Here is a 17,530-nt window from a genome sequence, read left to right as displayed (position 1 = left end):
CTAGCGACATGAGCGTAAGCGAACTGTGATAGATGACAGAATTGTTACAGTTTTATGAAACAGGAGGCGGATTTTGCGGCATTGATTAACAATTGGAAATACGTAATAGCCCATTTTACTGGACAGAGATCACATTTTTGGTTTTTATGTTGCGCAGAAAATCACCGTGGCGCGGTTTTATTCGTTTTTGCGCGAATAAGTCCATAAAGAGGGTAATGTTTTAATGTGAAGAGGCGTGACAGGAACGGGGGGCCGAAAAGTAAAAAGCGGGGCAAGCCCCCGCTCTGGCAATTTGCAATCTGACTTACTGCACTTTCAGCGTATTGATAATGGCTTCAGCGGCAGTTTGCGCCTGCTGCTGATTATCGGCTGGCAGTGAGATTTGAATCGTCAGCAGATGGTCGTCTACTTTGCCCAAAATGATGGAAGAGTAGGCTTGCTGACCTGCTGAAGAGATGATGCTGTCGTACTGCTGCAACGTCTGCCCGTTGATCTGAATCGACTTATTGGTCACCACTTGCAGGTTGGTATCACGCGCGCGCTGCTGGTCTTGCAGGCGAGTTGCCAGCACTTCCAGCGACTCAGTGGTGTTGTCGCCAAGGATAACAATCACCGCTTTCTGGCCAGTTTTGTCAGCGTAAACGTGCATATTGTTGGCCTGACTGCCGAGCTTGCCGCTCTGGTCACTCATTCCCTGTGGCAGGGAGAAGGTCACTTTGCCGTCGAGCAGGCTTACCGGCACCGCCGTGGTGCTGGCAGCCGCCGCAGGCGCGCCCTTGTCGGCAGCGGCTTTATCGCTGGTATTTCCATCGCAAGCCGCAAGACCTGCAATCAGCACCGCCATTCCTGCAAATTTCACTAAGTTACGCATAAGGCATCCTTTGATTTTAACGCGCCATAGATTCTTGATTTAACTGCATCTATGGCAACTCATCCAGTAAACAAATGCAAGTCAGATTTATCTTTCGTCCTTGAAGTTGTAGCCGCGTTAGCTGCACTCTTTCATCCGAATCACTGACTTAAGTCAGCTCATCGGAATTCTCTCGTTTGCTGCCTTGCTACAACGTCAATGACTTTAGCTAAAAACCTTGAGTCGCCTGCGATTAGTGTGAACTCAGTGGAAATCGCGCGTCATGGCCGCTCTGCGACAGGCGTTTGAGCAGCATATTGAGCAGCACGCCGTACATCGGCAAGAAGAACACCAGACAGATCAGCACTTTGAAGGCGTAATCCACCATGGCGATCTCCACCCAGTGGTCGGCCATAAATGCATTGCTGCTTTTGTAGAAGGCGATGAAGAAGAAAGACAGAGTGTCGCTGATGTTGCCCAAGAACATGGCGGCGGCGGGCGCAATCCACCAGCGGCGCATTTGGCGCAGGCGGTTGAAGACGTGCACGTCGAGGATCTGCCCCAGCACGTAGGCCATAAAGCTGGCGGTGGCGATACGGGCAACCATGATATTGACGCTGCTCAGGGCTTCAAACCCTTGCCACTGTGCTTCAAAGAACAGGGCGGAAATCACATAGGAGATCACCAGCGCGGGCATCATGACGGACAAAATAATGCGTCGAGCCAGCGGCGCGCCAAAAATACGCACGGTCAGGTCGGTTGCCAGAAAGATGAACGGAAAAGTGAAAGCACCCCAGGTGGTGTGCAGGCCGAAAGCAGAAACCGGCAGCTGTACCAGATAGTTACTGGAAGTGATGATGGCGATATGGAATAAAGATAGCCATATCAACGCATTAAAGCGCTGTTGCTCAGTGAACGAATACATAGATTGTGGCCTTTTTATACCCTTCACCTGCTCGCTGACGCCTTTGGGCGACAACGCATGATGTCGAGTGTGGTTGATTGGGGTGAGGGAACCCAATGTTTATCGATTTAGGTGCGCGACTCTTTCTGTGAATTCACTCTTAGGATGAACTAACAATCAAGCGCGCGGCGCGCATGTTAACTGTTTAGACGGGTAATGCAATGGTTAATTTTAGCGCAATCGTTGGCGCAGGTTGCTCCTGAAAATCTGCGGCGTATACTCGTCATCCTTCAAAGCGCGGCGATGTTAGCCGGGCCCACGACGTGAGACAGACCATGAATGATCCCTTTTTGAACCCTGACCACCAGTTAGATGCCTTAGGTTTGCGCTGCCCCGAGCCCGTGATGATGGTGCGTAAAACGGTGCGTGGCATGAAAGACGGCGAAACCCTGCTGGTGATCGCGGATGACCCCGCCACCACCCGCGACATTCCGGGTTTCTGCCGTTTTATGGAACATACGTTGCTAGCGGCCGACACTGAACAGCTGCCGTACCGCTATTTGCTGGCGAAAGGGCTTCTCCAGCCGGAGTAACTGCTTACTGTTTCTTCTTGCGCAGCAGGCGCAACGCGTTGGCGGTGACCAGCGCGGTTGCCCCTGAGTCAGCCAGCACCGCCAGCCACAGCCCGGTTAGCCCCATCAGCGTCGTCACCAGGAAAATCGCCTTCAGGCCCAGAGCAATGGTGATGTTCTGGCGGATATTGGCGCGGGTGGCGCGCGACAGCTTAATCATCTCCGCCAGACCGTTCAGGCGATTGTGGGTCAGTGCGGCATCTGCCGTTTCCAGCGCTACGTCCGTCCCACTGCCCATGGCAATCCCAATCCGCGCCGCCTTCATGGCCGGCGCGTCATTGATACCGTCACCCACCATCGCCGTTGGATGTTTAGCGTTCAGCGCGGTCACGGCCTCGACTTTATCCGCCGGCAGCAGCCCGGCGCGGTAATCAATGCCCAGTCGGTCAGCAATGGTTTTGGCGGCGCGGGGGTTATCGCCGGTCAGCATGACGGCAGAAACTCCCAGCGCTTTCAGCTCGGCCAGCGCGCTCACGGCGTCGTCGCGCAGCTTGTCCTGCATGGCGATCAGGCCGATGGCCTTGCCATCTTGCAGCACGGCAACCACGGTTTTACCGGCAGATTCCCATTCGGCGATTTGGCTCAGGCGCTCCTCAGTGACGTTTTCACTCGCCAGATGCTTCGGCGCTAATACCTGAATCTTCTTGCCGGACACCACCCCTTCGACGCCAGAACCCGCCAAGGCGCGGCGATCTTGCGCATTGAGTGGCAGAGGGTTTTCCCGAGCCGCGCGGTTGATGATGGCCAGCGCCAGAGGGTGATGCGAACCCGCTTCCACCGCCGCCGCCAGGCTCAGCATCTCGTTATCGCTCGCGCCATCGAACGTCTGAACGTCGGTGACTTCTGGCTTACCTTCGGTCAGGGTGCCGGTTTTATCCAGCGCCACGGTTTGAATTACGGCTAACTGCTCCAGCGCCGCGCCGCCTTTAATCAGCGCACCCTGTCGGGTGGCCGCCGCCAGCCCGGAGGTAATGGCCGCCGGAGTGGAGATCACCAGCGCGCACGGGCAACCAATCAATAGCAGCGTCAGGCCGCGATAAATCCAGGTTTCCCAAGGTAGACCCATCGCCAGCGGCGGGATCAAAATCACCAGCAGCGACATCAGCATGATGGCTGGCGTGTAGTAACGGCTGAAGGTGTCGAGGAAGCGTTCGATGGGCGCGCGGCGCTCGTCGGCTTCTTCAATCAATTGCAGAATCCGGTCAATGGCGCTGGCTCCCGGCGCTGACGCCACGCTCAGCCTTGCAACGCTGTCCACGCACAGGCTACCGGCGGGGATCTTCTCGCCGGGCTGGCGTTCGACCGGGACGGACTCACCGGTCAGGGCGCTTTCATCAAAGCTGGCCGCGCTGTCGAGCAGCAGGGCGTCGGTTGGCAAACGCCCGCCCGCGGCGACTTCAATCACATCGCCGGGGCGCAGGTCGCTCACCGCCACGCTGACAGGTTTGCCTGCGACCATTTTCACCGCGCTATCGGGGATCAGCGCCATCAGCGACTTCACGCCGCTGCGCGCGCGATTTGCGGCGAACCCTTCCAGCCGCTCGCCAATCATAAACAGCAGCAGGACCATCGCGGCTTCCGCCGTCGCGCCGATAAACAACGCGCCGAGCGCGGCGACGCTCATCAGGGTTTCAATGGTAAATGGCGAACCGGAGCGGGTAGAGCGAATCGCCTGACGCAGCACCGGCCACAGGCCGACCAGCGTGGTAGCGATAAAGGCAATTTCTCCCAGACGCGGGCTGACTTTGCTCAGCACCCAGCTCACCGCCATCAGGGCGATTAACGCCAGCAGCGGTGCATACTCTTGCAGGAAAGAAGGGGTTTTCTCTGGCGCGGCCTGTGCCGACGCAGACTGCGAATTCAGGGATTGCAGGGTGAAACCGGCACCCGTCACGGCTTGTTGGACCTGCGGGGAGATGTCTGTGGCGGCGTTCACCAGCAGTTTCTCGGTGGAGAACTGCACCTTAACGCTATTCACGCCGGTGATTTTACCCACCGCGGTTTCAATGGCGCGGGCGCAGGCGGGGCAGTCCATGCCGGACACTTTCCAGCTTAATTGCTGGCCAAGCCCGCTGGGATCGCTCTCTTCGTCGGCCGAACCACCGCCGTCGTCTTCTGTAGAAGTTGGTGAGTGCTCACTGGGTTGTGTCGCACAGGTGTCGGATGCGCAGCAAGCTGACGTCGCGAGCGGCGCTTTATCACTGCAACAGGTAGCCGGATGCGGCTCACTGTGGGCCTTCTCACTGATTTTATTAATGCGCAGCATGGTTGGCTTGGCGCATTTGTCTGACGCGCAGCCGCAGCGGCTGGTGGCGTGTTTTTGTGGCTGTAACATACTGCCTCCTGTCGAAACAGAGTGGGATTGCCGACAGTCTAATCCTTGGAGTCAACTCCAAGGTCAAGGAAAAATAGCACAGGACGTTATGGGAGACGTGAAATGGCGGAGCCGGGCGGCTCCGCGCAGAAGATTAGAGGTAGAGCGAGCGAACAATCAGGAAGTGGCCGCCGAAATAGCAGGCTGCCACCAGCGCGTCTGCCGCTTTAAACTTGAAGCGATAGCGGCTCACCAGCCAGAACACGTTGCCAAGTAACAGCAGCAGGGTGCCGCACAGCAGGGAGAAAGCCAGATCGGTGCTGCGCGCGAAATACTGCTCACCCGCCAGCCACACCATCAGCAGCGTCATGCCGATGTAAGTGGACACCGCCCAACGCAGTTCCGCCAGCCGCGACCAGATCACCGCCAACAGTACCGCGCCAATCACAATCAGCGCCAGCGGCAGCGGCCAGAAAAAGGTCAGCGTCATCTGGCTGGCAAAGCTCAGGGTATAGAGCAGATGCGACAGGAAGAAGGCGCCGATGGCGTAGAGGAATCGCTCCTCCGGCAGCAGCAACAGGCCGTCTGCCACCAGCGTCGCCGCCAGACCCAGTAAAATCAGATAGCTGTAAACATTCAGCTCCGGCGCTTGCCAGGCTAAAAGCAGCAGCAGTAATAAGGTGACGGGTTTGAACAGCCAGCGCTGCCAGCGCGGCCCACGGTAGCTGGCATCCACGTATAACCAGCCAGAGAAAAATACGGCAAGAAATGGCCAACTCATTGTTTATCCTTATTTAAAATAAAACCTAGGCAAACTGCTGCCTGTCAGGAAACCGTCCTGTGTTGATTTCAGTGTAGGAGACAGCGCGCCTCGCCGACAATCAGAATCCACCGCGCATTAGTGCAATTGCCCTACATTTGCCGCTAAAGTGACGGAACAAAACTGTTCCCATCATCAGAGAAGAAACCTGAACCATGAGCAAACCGCCGATGATTTTCCTGCTGGTTTTGGTGGTGATTGCCTTTTTTGCCACCCGCCAATACCTGCACCAGCGCCGTGAAAATGCGGATAACGATGCGGCTCCGCTGAAAGAGATTGCCGTGGAAGTGACGGCCAAACGGGACTATCTCTCCCCTAATCGTCGTTCGCGCCAGCGGGAGGAGATCCCGGTGGAAGACCGTAATTATGAAGCCTACTTCAAGCCTCTGGTCGGTGGCAGTGAGATAAAGTTAAAAATCGAAATGAAAGATTACGACGGCTTGGCGAAGGGCCAGAAGGGAGTCTTGCAGGTGAAAGGGACAAGGTTTATCGCTTTCGCGGCAGATGACGACACACAAAAGCGATAACCAGTTGAAATAACTACTTCTTCGGCGGCAGCGGTGGCTGCTTTTTCTGCCACGCCAGCAATTCGAACACGCCAAACAGGAAGATGCGCAGCTGGAGCCAGCCACCAATCTTGTTCTGATCTTTACCTTGGGTGGCTTTGAGCAGCATGATTTGCAGGCCGTGCATGAAGAACATGAACACCATGGCGACGTCGAGGAAATATTTCATCGGTTTTGGAAACGGATGAATGATATTCATCAGCAAAAATGCCCAGATGCACAGCATCAACAAGCGACCCACGTTAATTAACATATTACTGCTCCTGTTCAGAATCTTCTTCGCCAGCGTTTGGCGCAATATCTCGATGGTACAAACGGTAAGCCACTTGCCCGGCGACCTTTTCGCGATGCAGACGCCAGCCTGCGGGCACGGGGATTGCGCCGTGTTCGACTTCCGCTTCGACATAAATCCAGGCTTCGTCAGCCAGCCAGCCCTGTTGTTCCAGCAAGGTCAGCGTTTCTAACAAAATGCCTTTGCGGAAAGGCGGGTCGATAAACACGATATCAAAGGGCGTGCCGTTCTTGGCCAGCCAACTTAGCGCGTTGGTGTTAACCACGGTGGCGTCTTTGGCATTGAGCACCGCCAGGTTTTTCTCCAACTGCTGAGCAACCGGGCGTTCGAACTCTAGCAGGGTGGCACTGCCGGCATAGCGGGAGAGGGCTTCGATACCCAGCGCGCCGCTGCCCGCGAAGCAGTCCAGGCAGCGTGCTCCCTGAATCATCGGCGCCAGCCAGTTAAATAAGGTTTCGCGCACGCGATCGGTGGTCGGGCGCAGGCCGGGGCTGTTCGGCACAGGCAATTTTCGTCCGCGCCACTGGCCGCCAATCAGTCGAATTTGACCTGCGGCGGCGGTATTAGGTTTTTTCGCCATATTTCACTTCAATATTACGCCGTCAGTGCAGCGCGCTAGTAAATCAGTTGCCGCTATTCTACTGGTGTGCCGCCGTTGGGGAAACATTTAACATTCCTGATTGAATACTCTCCGTAAATCAATACGCAGGTGTGTAGGGGGCGGGTGGAAAGTGATAGACTGCAAGGCATTATCCTATTAACAATCCGTTCGCCCTGAATTAACGGCGAGGAGTGAAGTTGTAAAATGGCAAAAGATAAAAAACGCGGTTTTTTCTCCTGGTTTGGGCGTGGCCGTCAGGAAGAAGAGCAGCAAAAAACCGAAGCGCAGGAACAAGAAGCTCACATTGAACAGCCAGAGCCGGTTGTTGAATCCCCTTCGTCAGACAGCTTGCCGCAAGAAGAACTTCTGCAAGATGACGCTCACCCTGTAGAAGCCCATCCGCAAGAGACTCAACAAGTCGAAGCTCCCGGCGTTCCGGTCGAGGATCGCCCCGGCGAGTGGGACACCACCACCAGCGCCGAAGCCGCGGTGGAAATCGAACCTATCTATGAACCCGTGCATGAACTTCCTGCCGAGCCGGTGCTTGATGAACTGTCTGCCGAAGAAGCAGTGGCTAAAGATTTAGCCGCTGAAGAGTTGGCAGAAGAGATTGTTGCTGTCACCGAGCAGGTTGCCGTCGAGCAGCATGAAGAACTGGTGGAAGACGAGTTCGTTGAATCCGCTGAGGAAATCGCCGCTGACCAGCATCAGGACGACCTCGACACCATCGACGATGCCATTATTGCCAAAGAGCTGGCGCAAGAAGAGCCGCTGCCTGTCGCGCTGGAACCTATCATCACCCTGCCAGCCAGCGAAACTGAGCAAGATCGCCCGACCAAAGAGGGCTTCTTCGCCCGTCTTAAGCGCAGTCTGGTTAAAACTAAGCAAAATCTTGGCTCAGGCTTTATCAGCCTGTTCCGCGGCAAGAAGATTGATGACGATTTGTTCGAGGAGCTGGAAGAGCAGCTGATCGTTGCCGACGTGGGCGTCGAAACCACCCGTAAAATCATCACTTCGCTGACCGAACACGCCAGCCGCAAGCAGTTGAAAGACGCGGACGCGCTGTACGGCAAGCTGAAGGAAGAAATGTCCGAAATTCTGGCCAAAGTCGATCAACCGCTGGATGTCAGTGGCAAAAGCCCGTATGTCATTCTGATGGTTGGCGTAAACGGCGTGGGTAAGACGACCACTATCGGTAAATTGGCGCGCCAGTTTGAAGCCGAAGGCAAATCCGTGATGCTGGCGGCGGGCGATACCTTCCGCGCGGCGGCAGTAGAACAGCTGCAAGTGTGGGGACAGCGCAACAAGATCCCAGTGATTGCCCAGCATACTGGTGCAGATTCTGCCTCGGTAATTTTCGACGCCATTCAGGCCGCCAAGGCCCGTGGCATCGACGTGTTGATCGCCGACACCGCCGGGCGTTTGCAGAATAAATCGCACCTGATGGAAGAGCTGAAGAAGATTGTCCGCGTCATGAAAAAACTGGACGAAGACGCCCCTCATGAGGTTATGCTGACGCTCGATGCCAGCACCGGCCAGAATGCGGTGAGTCAGGCAAAATTATTCAATGAAGCCGTGGGTCTGACCGGTATTACTTTGACTAAACTGGACGGTACCGCTAAAGGTGGGGTTATCTTCGCCATCGCCGACCAGTTTGAAATTCCTATCCGTTACATCGGGGTAGGTGAAGGCATCGAAGATTTACGGCCATTTAAGGCTGACGATTTTATTGAGGCACTTTTTGCCCGAGAGGATTAATACGGATGATTCGCTTTGAACAGGTCAGTAAAGCTTATCTAGGCGGGCGACAGGCGCTGCAAGGCGTCGATTTTCACATCCAGCAAGCTGAGATGGCTTTCCTGACAGGTCATTCCGGCGCGGGTAAAAGTACCCTGCTGAAATTGATATGTGGGATTGAACGCCCAAGTGCCGGACACATTTTGTTTGGCGGTCACGACATCAGCCGCCTGAAAGCCAGCGAAGTGCCGTTTTTGCGCCGCCAGATTGGCATGATTTTCCAGGACCACCACCTGCTGATGGACCGCACGGTGTATGACAACGTGGCGATGCCGCTGATCATCGCCGGGGCCAGCAGTGAAGATATTCGCCGCCGCGTCTCCGCCGCTTTGGACAAAGTGGGGCTGCTCGACAAAGCGAAGAACTTCCCGATCCAACTCTCCGGTGGTGAACAGCAGCGCGTCGGCATTGCCCGCGCCGTGGTGAATAAACCTGCGGTATTACTGGCGGATGAACCGACCGGTAACCTTGATGATGCGCTTTCGGAAGGCATTTTGCGTTTGTTTGAAGAGTTCAACCGTGTAGGCGTGACCGTTTTAATGGCAACTCATGACATGGCACTGATTGCCCGTCGTAACTACCGTACTCTGACCCTGAGTCAGGGGCGTATGGCGGGAGGCTCGCATTATGGCCAATAGCCCTAAGCCGACCAAAACAGCCAAAAGCGCGCGCGTCGCGAAAAGCAAAGCCCTACAGGGCGGCTGGCGTGAGCAGTGGCGCTACGCGTGGATGAACGCCTTGGCCGACATGATGCGTCAGCCTCTGGCGACCTTGCTGACTATCATGGTTATCGCAATTTCCCTGACTCTGCCGAGCGTCTGTTATTTGGTGTGGAAAAACGTCAGTACCGCCGCCGAGCAGTGGTATCCGACGCCACAGCTGACGGTTTACCTCGACAAAGCGCTGGATGACAACGCGGCCGAAAATGTCATCAAGGCATTGAAAGCCGAGGCGGGTGTCGACAAGGTCAACTACTTGTCACGCGACGAAGCCATGGGCGAGTTCCGCAACTGGTCTGGCTTTGGCGGCGCGATGGACATGCTGGAGCAGAATCCACTGCCCGCCGTGGCTATCATTACGCCGAAGATGAATTTCCAGGACTCCAACACGCTCAACACCTTACGCGACCGCGTGGCGGCCGTGCAGGGGGTCGATGAAGTGCGAATGGATGACAGTTGGTTCGCAAGGCTGGCGGCGCTCACTGGCCTCGTCGGGCAGGTGGCGGCGATGATTGGCGTGCTGATGATTGTCGCGGTGTTCTTGGTTATCGGTAACAGCGTGCGGTTAAGCATCTTCAGCCGCCGCGACACCATTAACGTGATGAAGCTCATCGGCGCGACCGACGGCTTTATCCTGCGGCCCTTCCTTAACGGCGGCGCGATGCTCGGTTTCTGTGGTGCCTTGCTGTCACTGATCCTTTCCGAAGCCTTAGTCTTGCGCTTAGAAAGCGTGGTGACGCAGGTGGCGAAAGTGTTCGGCACCACCTTTGACCTGCACGGTCTCGCGTGGGATGAAAGCCTGCTATTACTGCTGATTTCCGCGATGATTGGCTGGATCGCAGCCTGGCTGGCAACCGTACAACATTTACGGCGATTTACACCACAATAGCGATTTTTTGGTATACTCTTCTCCTGCTGCAAAGGATCCTGTGCAGGGGAAGAGCTGATTTAGCGTTCCAACATCTTGTCTTACATCTCTTCCTCCCTGAAAGCACGAATTCCCTATCCGGTAGCCAGTTCGTCACATAAAGTCGCTAAGTTGCAATTGCGCAGATTAGGAACTTTACGTGCAATTCGCGGTCTTAGAGTGTGGTAAAAATTTACCCGCTGGCGGTGAATGGGCGCACTGACTCTCGCCAGACATGCAGCAAAGATGAGTGAGAAAAGCAGTATTCAGAAAAGCAGTAAATATGAAGGGCTCTGCGTTGTTTTTGTTAGTACGCCGTTAGGGCAATGCGGTATTCACTCCGCAGCAACGCAGTATAAAACCTGCATAACGTCATACATGAGAGGCTTTGAATGACAAAAGAAATGCAAACTTTAGCATTAGTTCCCCAAGGTAGTCTGGAAGCCTATATTCGGGCCGCCAACACTTATCCTATGCTCACCGCAGAGGAAGAACGGGCGCTGGCTGAACGGCTGCATTACGATGGTGATCTGGAAGCAGCGAAACATCTGATCCTGTCTCACCTGCGCTTTGTTGCTCACATCGCCCGCAACTATTCAGGCTACGGTCTGCCACAGGCTGACCTTATCCAAGAAGGCAATATCGGCCTGATGAAAGCGGTTCGCCGCTTCAACCCAGAAGTGGGCGTGCGTCTGGTCTCCTTCGCGGTGCACTGGATCAAAGCAGAGATTCACGAATACGTGCTGCGTAACTGGCGTATCGTGAAAGTTGCTACCACTAAGGCGCAGCGTAAGTTGTTCTTCAACCTGCGTAAAAACAAACAGCGTCTGGGCTGGTTCAGCCATGACGAAGTGGAGCACGTTGCTCGCGAGCTGGGTGTGACCAGCAAAGACGTTCTGGAAATGGAATCACGGATGGCCGCACAGGACATGACGTTTGACCCGACTCCAGATGATGAACCACGCGACGGTGCCGCGATGGCGCCGATGCTTTACCTGCAAGATAAGAGTTCAGACTTCGCAGAAAGCATTGAGGAAGATAACTGGGATCGCGACGCGACCGACAAACTGACCTATGCAATGGAAGGTTTGGACGAGCGTAGCCAGGACATCATCCGCGCTCGCTGGTTAGATGACGACAACAAAACCACCTTGCAGGAGCTGGCCGACAAGTACGGCGTTTCCGCAGAGCGTGTTCGTCAGCTTGAGAAGAACGCGATGAAGAAACTGCGTCTGGCGATTGAAGCCTAAGCAGCACTTCAGCCGCTGTACTTCAGCAAATAAAGAAAAAGCGACCTGCGGGTCGCTTTTTTTATGCCTAAATTTCAGCGTTCAAGCCGTTTAGCGATTCCATTCCCAGCCATCGGCGGTTTTATGGAATTTACAGGCCAGCATAAAGGCATCGAGGACTGGGTCAGCTTCGGCTTTCATCGTCCAGTGGGTGAGTTCCGGCATCTGTGCCAGCGTATCCTCTACCAGATATAAACCCACGCCGCGGCGACGGGTGACTTCGCGCACCAGCAAATCCTGCAGTTCAGCACTTTCGCCTGTCAGGCTGACTTTAACCGCCGCCAACAGACGCTCGTTAAATTTTGCAGCAAACAGGGCGCGGTTCCCACTGAGCCAGCTTTGCCACTCGGCAGGAGACTGCTCCGGCCAGATTTTTGCCAGATCTATCAAGTCTTGCGCACTAAGCGAATCGAGTTTTTGAATGGTTAATTTCATGAGGCGAACAGGCAGATAAACAGGCGCACATTATAGCGGATTGCCCACCCGCCGGGCGCGTAACTTTTTTTGTACAGTAACAGAGCAAAAACTTTTTCGGCGATCCAACTATAAGCGATAAATGTTGGCTTTAATCAGTAAAGGCAGCGTTAACCGCTGTAGCCGTTGCCCATAGCCGCATTTATACCCAAATAAAATTCTGTTTACACCTCTTGTTTCTGATTGTGACATTTGATTTGCAGCAGAATATTCCTGTTTAATGGCATGAAAAATAAAGTCTTATTTGAAAATAAGACCCGATAAGCCGCTAACGTATTATAACTTATAACAAATTTCTTAAGTGACGATATTTTAAGCAGGCGAGAAATGCCAAAACAACACAACAAACACACATCACAAATCATTAGATGGGGTATCAGGATGAATATGAAATCAGGAAAAGTATTGCTGGCCGGCTGTATCGCATTGGCAATGAGCCAAGCCGCCGTGGCGAAAGACATCAAAGTCGCCATCGTCGGCGCCATGTCAGGCCCGGTAGCGCAATACGGCGACATGGAATTCACCGGCGCAAAACAAGCTATCGCTGATATCAATGCTAAAGGCGGCATCAAGGGTGACAAACTGATTGGCGTGGAATACGACGATGCCTGTGACCCGAAACAAGCCGTGGCGGTGGCCAACAAAGTGATTAACGACGGTATCCGTTATGTTATCGGCCACCTGTGCTCTTCTTCTACTCAGCCCGCTTCTGACATCTATGAAGATGAAGGCGTGCTTATGATTACCCCGGCGGCAACCAACGCTGACCTGACCACCCGTGGCTACAAGCTGATTATGCGCACTACCGGTTTGGACTCCGATCAGGGCCCTACGGCGGCGAAATACATCCTCAATACTATCAAGCCACAGCGCATTGCCGTGGTTCATGACAAGCAGCAGTACGGCGAAGGTCTGGCGCGCTCCGTGCAGGATAGCCTGAAGAAAAACGGCGGTAACGTGGTGCTGTTCGAAGGTATCACTGCAGGCGACAAAGACTTCTCCACGCTGGTGGCGCGTCTGAAGAAAGAGAACGTCGATTTCGTTTACTTCGGTGGCTACTATCCGGAAATGGGCCAGATCCTGCGCCAGTCAAAACAAGCCGGTCTGAATGCGAAATTCATGGGTCCGGAAGGCGTGGGTAACTCTTCCCTGTCCAACATCGCCGGTGATGCTTCCGAAGGCATGTTGGTGACTCTGCCAAAACGTTATGACCAGGTTCCTGCTAACCAGCCAATCGTTGATGCGCTGAAAGCCAAAAAGCTAGACCCAACTGGCCCATTCGTCTGGACCACCTACGCCGCGCTGCAAGCTCTGACGACCGGTATGGAACGCAGCGGAAGTATGGAACCGGCTGACATCGCCAAAAACCTGAAATCTCAATCCGTGGACACCGTGATGGGCCCACTGAGCTGGGATGAGAAGGGCGACCTGAAAGGCTTCGAGTTTGGTATTTTCGAGTGGCACAAAGACGGTACTTCTACCCCAATTAAACCATAACCGCAGCAAAGTGGTTCTTCGCTCCCTCTTCTGAAAAGGGGAGGGAGTTGCACCAGTTATCAAACCCTTGAAGTAAAAGGATAGGGTATGTCAGAGCAGTTCCTATATTTCATTCAGCAGATGTTCAACGGCGTGACGTTGGGCAGCACCTATGCGCTGATCGCCATTGGCTACACCATGGTTTACGGCATTATCGGCATGATCAACTTCGCCCACGGCGAGGTGTATATGATCGGCAGCTATGTCTCTTTTATTGTCATCGCCGCGTTAATGATGATGGGGATCGACGCCAGCTGGTTGTTGATCGGCGCCGGATTCATCGCCGCGATTGTGATCTCCAGTGCCTACGGCTGGAGCATTGAGCGCGTGGCCTATAAGCCAGTGCGAAATTCTAAACGCCTGATTGCGCTGATCTCCGCCATCGGGATGTCGATATTCCTGCAAAACTACGTCAGCCTGACCCAAGGCTCGCGCGACCTCGCGCTGCCAAGCTTGGTCACCGGCCAGTGGACGCTCGGTGTCGCCAACGGCTTTGCCGCGACTATCAGCACCATGCAGCTCATCATCTGGATTGTGACTTTTGTCGCCATGCTGGCCCTGACGCTGTTTATCCGCTATTCCCGCATGGGTCGCGCCTGTCGCGCCTGCGCCGAAGATTTGAAAATGGCCAGCCTGCTGGGCATTAGCACTGACCGCGTGATCTCCCTGACCTTCGTTATCGGCGCATTAATGGCGGCGGTGGCGGGCGTGCTGCTGGGGCAATTCTATGGCGTGATTAACCCGTACATTGGCTTTATGGCGGGGATGAAAGCCTTCACCGCGGCGGTTCTCGGTGGCATCGGCAGCATTCCGGGCGCGATGATTGGCGGCCTGATTTTAGGCGTAGCCGAAGCCCTGACCTCGGCCTATCTCAGCACCGAATATAAAGACGTGGTGTCGTTTGCCCTGCTGATCGTGGTGTTGCTGGTGTTGCCAACTGGCATCTTGGGTCGCCCGGAGGTTGAGAAAGTATGAAGCATCTCAACCTGTTTAACGCGTTGCTCTCCGCCTTCGTTTTACTGGTTTTAGCCTCCTTTATCATGGGGCTGCAACTGAGCCTTGATGGCACCAAGCTGGTGGTGAATGGCGCAGGCGAAGTGCGCTGGACGTGGATTGCCATCGGCTGTGCCGTGGTGTTCGTCTTCCAACTGTTCCGCCCACTGATGAGCAGCGGCCTGAAGAAAATCTCTGGCCCAAGCTTTGTCCTGCCGAGCTTTGACGGTTCAACGCCGAAGCAGAAACTGCTGGCGCTGGTGCTGATTATTGCCGCTATCGCGTGGCCCTTTATTGTCTCACGCGGCACGGTGGACATCGCCACCCTGACCCTGATCTACATCATGCTTGGCCTTGGGCTGAACGTGGTGGTTGGCCTGTCTGGCCTGCTGGTGCTGGGCTACGGCGGTTTTTACGCCATCGGTGCCTACACCTACGCGCTGCTGAATCACTATTATGGCATCGGTTTTTGGGAAGCGTTGCCGCTGGCGGGGCTGGTTTCCGCCGCCTTTGGCTTCCTGCTCGGCTTCCCGGTGCTCAGGCTGCGCGGCGACTATTTGGCGATCGTCACCCTCGGCTTTGGGGAAATCGTCCGCATTCTGCTACTGAACAACACCTCGATCACCGGCGGGCCGAACGGCATTAGCCAAATTCCAAAACCGACGCTGTTTGGTCTGGAATTTAGCCGCACCCCGCGCGACGGCGGCTGGGACACCTTCAGTAACTTCTTTGGCGTGGCCTATGACCCGAGCGATCGCATCATCTTCTTATATATGGTAGCGCTGCTGTTGGTGGTCCTGACCCTGTTCGTCATCAACCGCCTGTTGCGCATGCCGCTGGGCCGCGCGTGGGAAGCCCTGCGTGAAGATGAGATCGCCTGCCGCTCGCTGGGCCTTAACCCGACGCGCATCAAGCTCACCGCCTTTACTATCAGCGCCGCGTTTGCCGGTTTCGCCGGGACACTGTTCGCCGCGCGTCAGGGCTTCGTCAGCCCGGAATCCTTCACCTTCGTCGAGTCTGCCTTCGTGCTGGCTATCGTGGTGTTGGGCGGCATGGGCTCGCAGTTTGCGGTCATTCTGGCGGCTATCCTGCTGGTGGTGTCGCGCGAACTGATGCGTGATTTGAATGAATACAGCATGTTGCTGCTCGGTGCATTGATGGTTCTGATGATGATTTGGCGTCCACAGGGCCTGTTGCCGATGAAACGCCCGCAGTTAAAATTGAAGTTGTCGAAAAGACAAATCGCTGACAAAGGAGAGCAAGCATGAGTACGCAACCTCTCTTGTCAGTCGAAGGGTTGATGATGCGTTTTGGCGGCCTGCTGGCGGTGAACAACGTGGCGTTAAACCTCAATCAGGGCGAAATCGTCTCGCTGATTGGCCCCAACGGCGCTGGTAAAACCACGGTGTTTAACTGCCTGACCGGTTTTTATAAGCCAAGCGGCGGCACCATCAAGCTGCGCGACCAGCATCTCGAGGGTTTGCCGGGCCAGAAGATTGCCCGCATGGGCGTGGTGCGAACCTTCCAGCATGTGCGCCTGTTCCGCGAAATGACCGTGATTGAAAACCTGCTGGTAGCCCAGCATCAACACCTTAAAAGCGGCATGCTGGCTGGCCTGTTTAAGACGCCGGGCTTTCGTAAAGCCGAGGCCGAAGCCTTGGACCGCGCCGCGGACTGGCTGGAACGCGTCGGCTTGCTCGAACTGGCCAACCGTCAGGCGGGGAATCTGGCTTACGGCCAGCAGCGCCGTCTGGAAATCGTCCGTTGTATGGTGACGCGCCCTGAAATCCTGATGCTCGACGAACCCGCTGCCGGGCTTAACCCGCGCGAAACGGAAGAGCTAAACCAGCTGATCGCCGAGCTGCGTAACCAGCATAAGGTGTCAGTTTTATTGATCGAACATGACATGAAGCTGGTGATGGGAATTTCAGACCGCATCTATGTGGTGAATCAGGGAACGCCGCTGGCACAGGGCACTCCGGCAGAAATTCGTAATAACCCAGACGTCATTCGTGCGTACTTGGGCGAAGGGTAAGGGGCAGAACGCGATGTTGTCATTTAATCAGGTATCCGCCCATTACGGCAAAATTCAGGCGCTGCACGAAGTCAGCCTGCACATCAATAAGGGTGAAATTGTTACCCTTATCGGGGCCAACGGCGCGGGCAAAACCACGCTGCTGGGTAGCCTGTGCGGCGAGCCTCGCGCCAGCCATGGCTCTATTGTTTTTGAAGGTCAGGACATCACCCAGTGGCCGACCGCCAAAATCATGCGTGGCGATATCGCCATCGTGCCGGAAGGGCGTCGGGTGTTTTCGCGCATGACGGTAGAGGAGAATCTGGCGATGGGCGGCTTCTTTGCCACCCGCGACCAGTATCAGCAGCGCCTCCAGCGCGTGTTCGAGCTGTTCCCACGTTTGAAAGAGCGTCGCGCTCAGCGTTCCGGCACCATGTCCGGCGGGGAACAGCAGATGCTGGCGATTGGCCGGGCATTGATGAGCCAGCCGCGCCTGCTGCTGCTCGACGAGCCTTCGCTAGGTTTAGCACCAATTATCATTCAGCAGATTTTCGACACCATCCAACAGCTGCGCGAAGAGGGGATGACTATCTTCCTGGTCGAGCAAAACGCCAATCAGGCCTTGAAGCTGGCGGACCGTGGCTACGTGCTGGAAAACGGACACGTGGTGCTGGAGGACAGTGGCGCAGCTCTATTAGCCAACGAAGCTGTTAGATCTGCTTATCTCGGCGCTTAATTAAAATTCGCTGCCACTTAAAGGACATCTCCGGATGTCCTTTTTACTTTTATTTTTCTCTCTTTCGTAACTCTGCTGTCACCTGC

18 protein-coding genes are annotated in these 17,530 nt (G+C 55.1%); 11 read left to right on the top strand and 7 right to left on the bottom strand.

Annotated features, from left to right (window positions below; all coding sequences use genetic code 11):
• Positions 1-304 precede the first annotated feature (304 nt).
• Together SBO83_RS19600 and SBO83_RS19595 are read right to left on the bottom strand one after the other, a co-directional pair.
• Positions 305-871: a DcrB family lipoprotein gene (locus tag SBO83_RS19600; protein WP_396132660.1), complete on the bottom strand. Its 567-nt coding sequence runs from the start codon at positions 869-871 to the stop codon at positions 305-307.
• 232 nt (positions 872-1,103) lie between these two features.
• Entirely contained in the window at positions 1,104-1,775 is a 672-nt protein-coding gene (locus SBO83_RS19595; RefSeq protein WP_034794831.1) for a 7-cyano-7-deazaguanine/7-aminomethyl-7-deazaguanine transporter, read from the bottom strand.
• Between the two features lie 314 nt (positions 1,776-2,089).
• On the opposite strand from SBO83_RS19595, the gene tusA reads away from it, so the two are divergent.
• Positions 2,090-2,347 carry a sulfurtransferase TusA gene (gene tusA, locus SBO83_RS19590; protein ID WP_100935231.1) on the top strand — a complete coding sequence of 86 codons (258 nt, stop codon included), beginning with the start codon at positions 2,090-2,092 and terminating at the stop codon, positions 2,345-2,347.
• Positions 2,348-2,351: 4 nt separating this feature from the next.
• Here the strand turns inward: tusA and SBO83_RS19585 are convergent, their stop codons facing one another.
• Together SBO83_RS19585 and SBO83_RS19580 are read right to left on the bottom strand one after the other, a co-directional pair.
• Complete coding sequence (locus tag SBO83_RS19585) at positions 2,352-4,721, bottom strand: zinc/cadmium/mercury/lead-transporting ATPase (RefSeq protein ID WP_396132659.1); 2,370 nt, start codon at positions 4,719-4,721, stop codon at positions 2,352-2,354.
• Between the two features lie 133 nt (positions 4,722-4,854).
• Positions 4,855-5,481, bottom strand: coding sequence for a lysoplasmalogenase (locus SBO83_RS19580; protein ID WP_396132658.1), 627 nt, complete (start codon positions 5,479-5,481; stop codon positions 4,855-4,857).
• A 194-nt stretch (positions 5,482-5,675) separates the two neighbouring features.
• Here SBO83_RS19580 and SBO83_RS19575 point away from each other — a divergent pair, with 194 nt between their 5' ends.
• The gene (locus SBO83_RS19575; RefSeq protein WP_396132657.1) at positions 5,676-6,047 is read left to right on the top strand and encodes a DUF2500 domain-containing protein; all 372 of its coding nucleotides are present in this window, start codon (positions 5,676-5,678) and stop codon (positions 6,045-6,047) included.
• 13 nt (positions 6,048-6,060) lie between these two features.
• Here the strand turns inward: SBO83_RS19575 and SBO83_RS19570 are convergent, their stop codons facing one another.
• A complete protein-coding gene (locus SBO83_RS19570) occupies positions 6,061-6,339 on the bottom strand; it encodes a DUF1145 family protein (RefSeq protein WP_034794836.1) in 279 nt (92 codons plus the stop codon).
• Between the two features lies 1 nt (position 6,340).
• Positions 6,341-6,958 (bottom strand): 16S rRNA (guanine(966)-N(2))-methyltransferase, encoded by a 618-nt coding sequence (gene rsmD / locus SBO83_RS19565; RefSeq protein ID WP_396132656.1) that lies wholly within the window; start codon positions 6,956-6,958, stop codon positions 6,341-6,343.
• Positions 6,959-7,183: 225 nt separating this feature from the next.
• On the opposite strand from rsmD, the gene ftsY reads away from it, so the two are divergent.
• The 4 genes from ftsY to rpoH all read left to right on the top strand — a co-directional run bounded on the left by ftsY (position 7,184) and on the right by rpoH (position 11,652).
• The gene (gene ftsY / locus SBO83_RS19560) at positions 7,184-8,737 is read left to right on the top strand and encodes a signal recognition particle-docking protein FtsY (RefSeq protein WP_396132655.1); all 1,554 of its coding nucleotides are present in this window, start codon (positions 7,184-7,186) and stop codon (positions 8,735-8,737) included.
• A 5-nt stretch (positions 8,738-8,742) separates the two neighbouring features.
• Positions 8,743-9,414 (top strand): cell division ATP-binding protein FtsE, encoded by a 672-nt coding sequence (gene ftsE / locus SBO83_RS19555; protein ID WP_396132654.1) that lies wholly within the window; start codon positions 8,743-8,745, stop codon positions 9,412-9,414.
• Entirely contained in the window at positions 9,404-10,384 is a 981-nt protein-coding gene (gene ftsX / locus SBO83_RS19550) for a permease-like cell division protein FtsX (RefSeq protein ID WP_353504397.1), read from the top strand. Before ftsE ends, ftsX begins: the two co-directional genes overlap by 11 nt.
• 410 nt (positions 10,385-10,794) lie before the next feature.
• Positions 10,795-11,652, top strand: a complete 858-nt coding sequence (gene rpoH, locus SBO83_RS19545) for an RNA polymerase sigma factor RpoH (RefSeq protein ID WP_034794850.1) — start codon at positions 10,795-10,797, stop codon at positions 11,650-11,652.
• Between the two features lie 90 nt (positions 11,653-11,742).
• Here rpoH and panM read toward each other — a convergent pair whose 3' ends face one another.
• Entirely contained in the window at positions 11,743-12,126 is a 384-nt protein-coding gene (panM, locus tag SBO83_RS19540) for an aspartate 1-decarboxylase autocleavage activator PanM (RefSeq protein WP_396132653.1), read from the bottom strand.
• A 420-nt stretch (positions 12,127-12,546) separates the two neighbouring features.
• Between panM and SBO83_RS19535 the strand changes: the two genes are divergently transcribed.
• The 5 genes from SBO83_RS19535 (at position 12,547) to livF (ending at position 17,444) form a co-directional block, all read left to right on the top strand.
• Complete coding sequence (locus SBO83_RS19535; RefSeq protein ID WP_396132652.1) at positions 12,547-13,662, top strand: high-affinity branched-chain amino acid ABC transporter substrate-binding protein; 1,116 nt, start codon at positions 12,547-12,549, stop codon at positions 13,660-13,662.
• A gap of 87 nt (positions 13,663-13,749) precedes the next feature.
• Positions 13,750-14,676 carry a high-affinity branched-chain amino acid ABC transporter permease LivH gene (livH, locus tag SBO83_RS19530; protein ID WP_034794855.1) on the top strand — a complete coding sequence of 309 codons (927 nt, stop codon included), beginning with the start codon at positions 13,750-13,752 and terminating at the stop codon, positions 14,674-14,676.
• Positions 14,673-15,962 carry a high-affinity branched-chain amino acid ABC transporter permease LivM gene (locus tag SBO83_RS19525; protein ID WP_100935238.1) on the top strand — a complete coding sequence of 430 codons (1,290 nt, stop codon included), beginning with the start codon at positions 14,673-14,675 and terminating at the stop codon, positions 15,960-15,962. Before livH ends, SBO83_RS19525 begins: the two co-directional genes overlap by 4 nt.
• Positions 15,959-16,729 carry a high-affinity branched-chain amino acid ABC transporter ATP-binding protein LivG gene (livG, locus tag SBO83_RS19520; protein WP_100935239.1) on the top strand — a complete coding sequence of 257 codons (771 nt, stop codon included), beginning with the start codon at positions 15,959-15,961 and terminating at the stop codon, positions 16,727-16,729. Before SBO83_RS19525 ends, livG begins: the two co-directional genes overlap by 4 nt.
• Before the next feature lie 13 nt (positions 16,730-16,742).
• Positions 16,743-17,444 carry a high-affinity branched-chain amino acid ABC transporter ATP-binding protein LivF gene (livF, locus tag SBO83_RS19515; protein WP_353504401.1) on the top strand — a complete coding sequence of 234 codons (702 nt, stop codon included), beginning with the start codon at positions 16,743-16,745 and terminating at the stop codon, positions 17,442-17,444.
• Positions 17,445-17,530: the final 86 nt, after the last annotated feature.

It is taken from the genome of Ewingella allii, from assembly GCF_044430645.1.
In the GTDB taxonomy this organism is placed as follows: domain Bacteria; phylum Pseudomonadota; class Gammaproteobacteria; order Enterobacterales; family Enterobacteriaceae; genus Ewingella; species Ewingella allii.
Note: the sequence above shows the minus strand (reverse complement) of the source record. Positions and strands in the feature narration are given on the sequence as shown.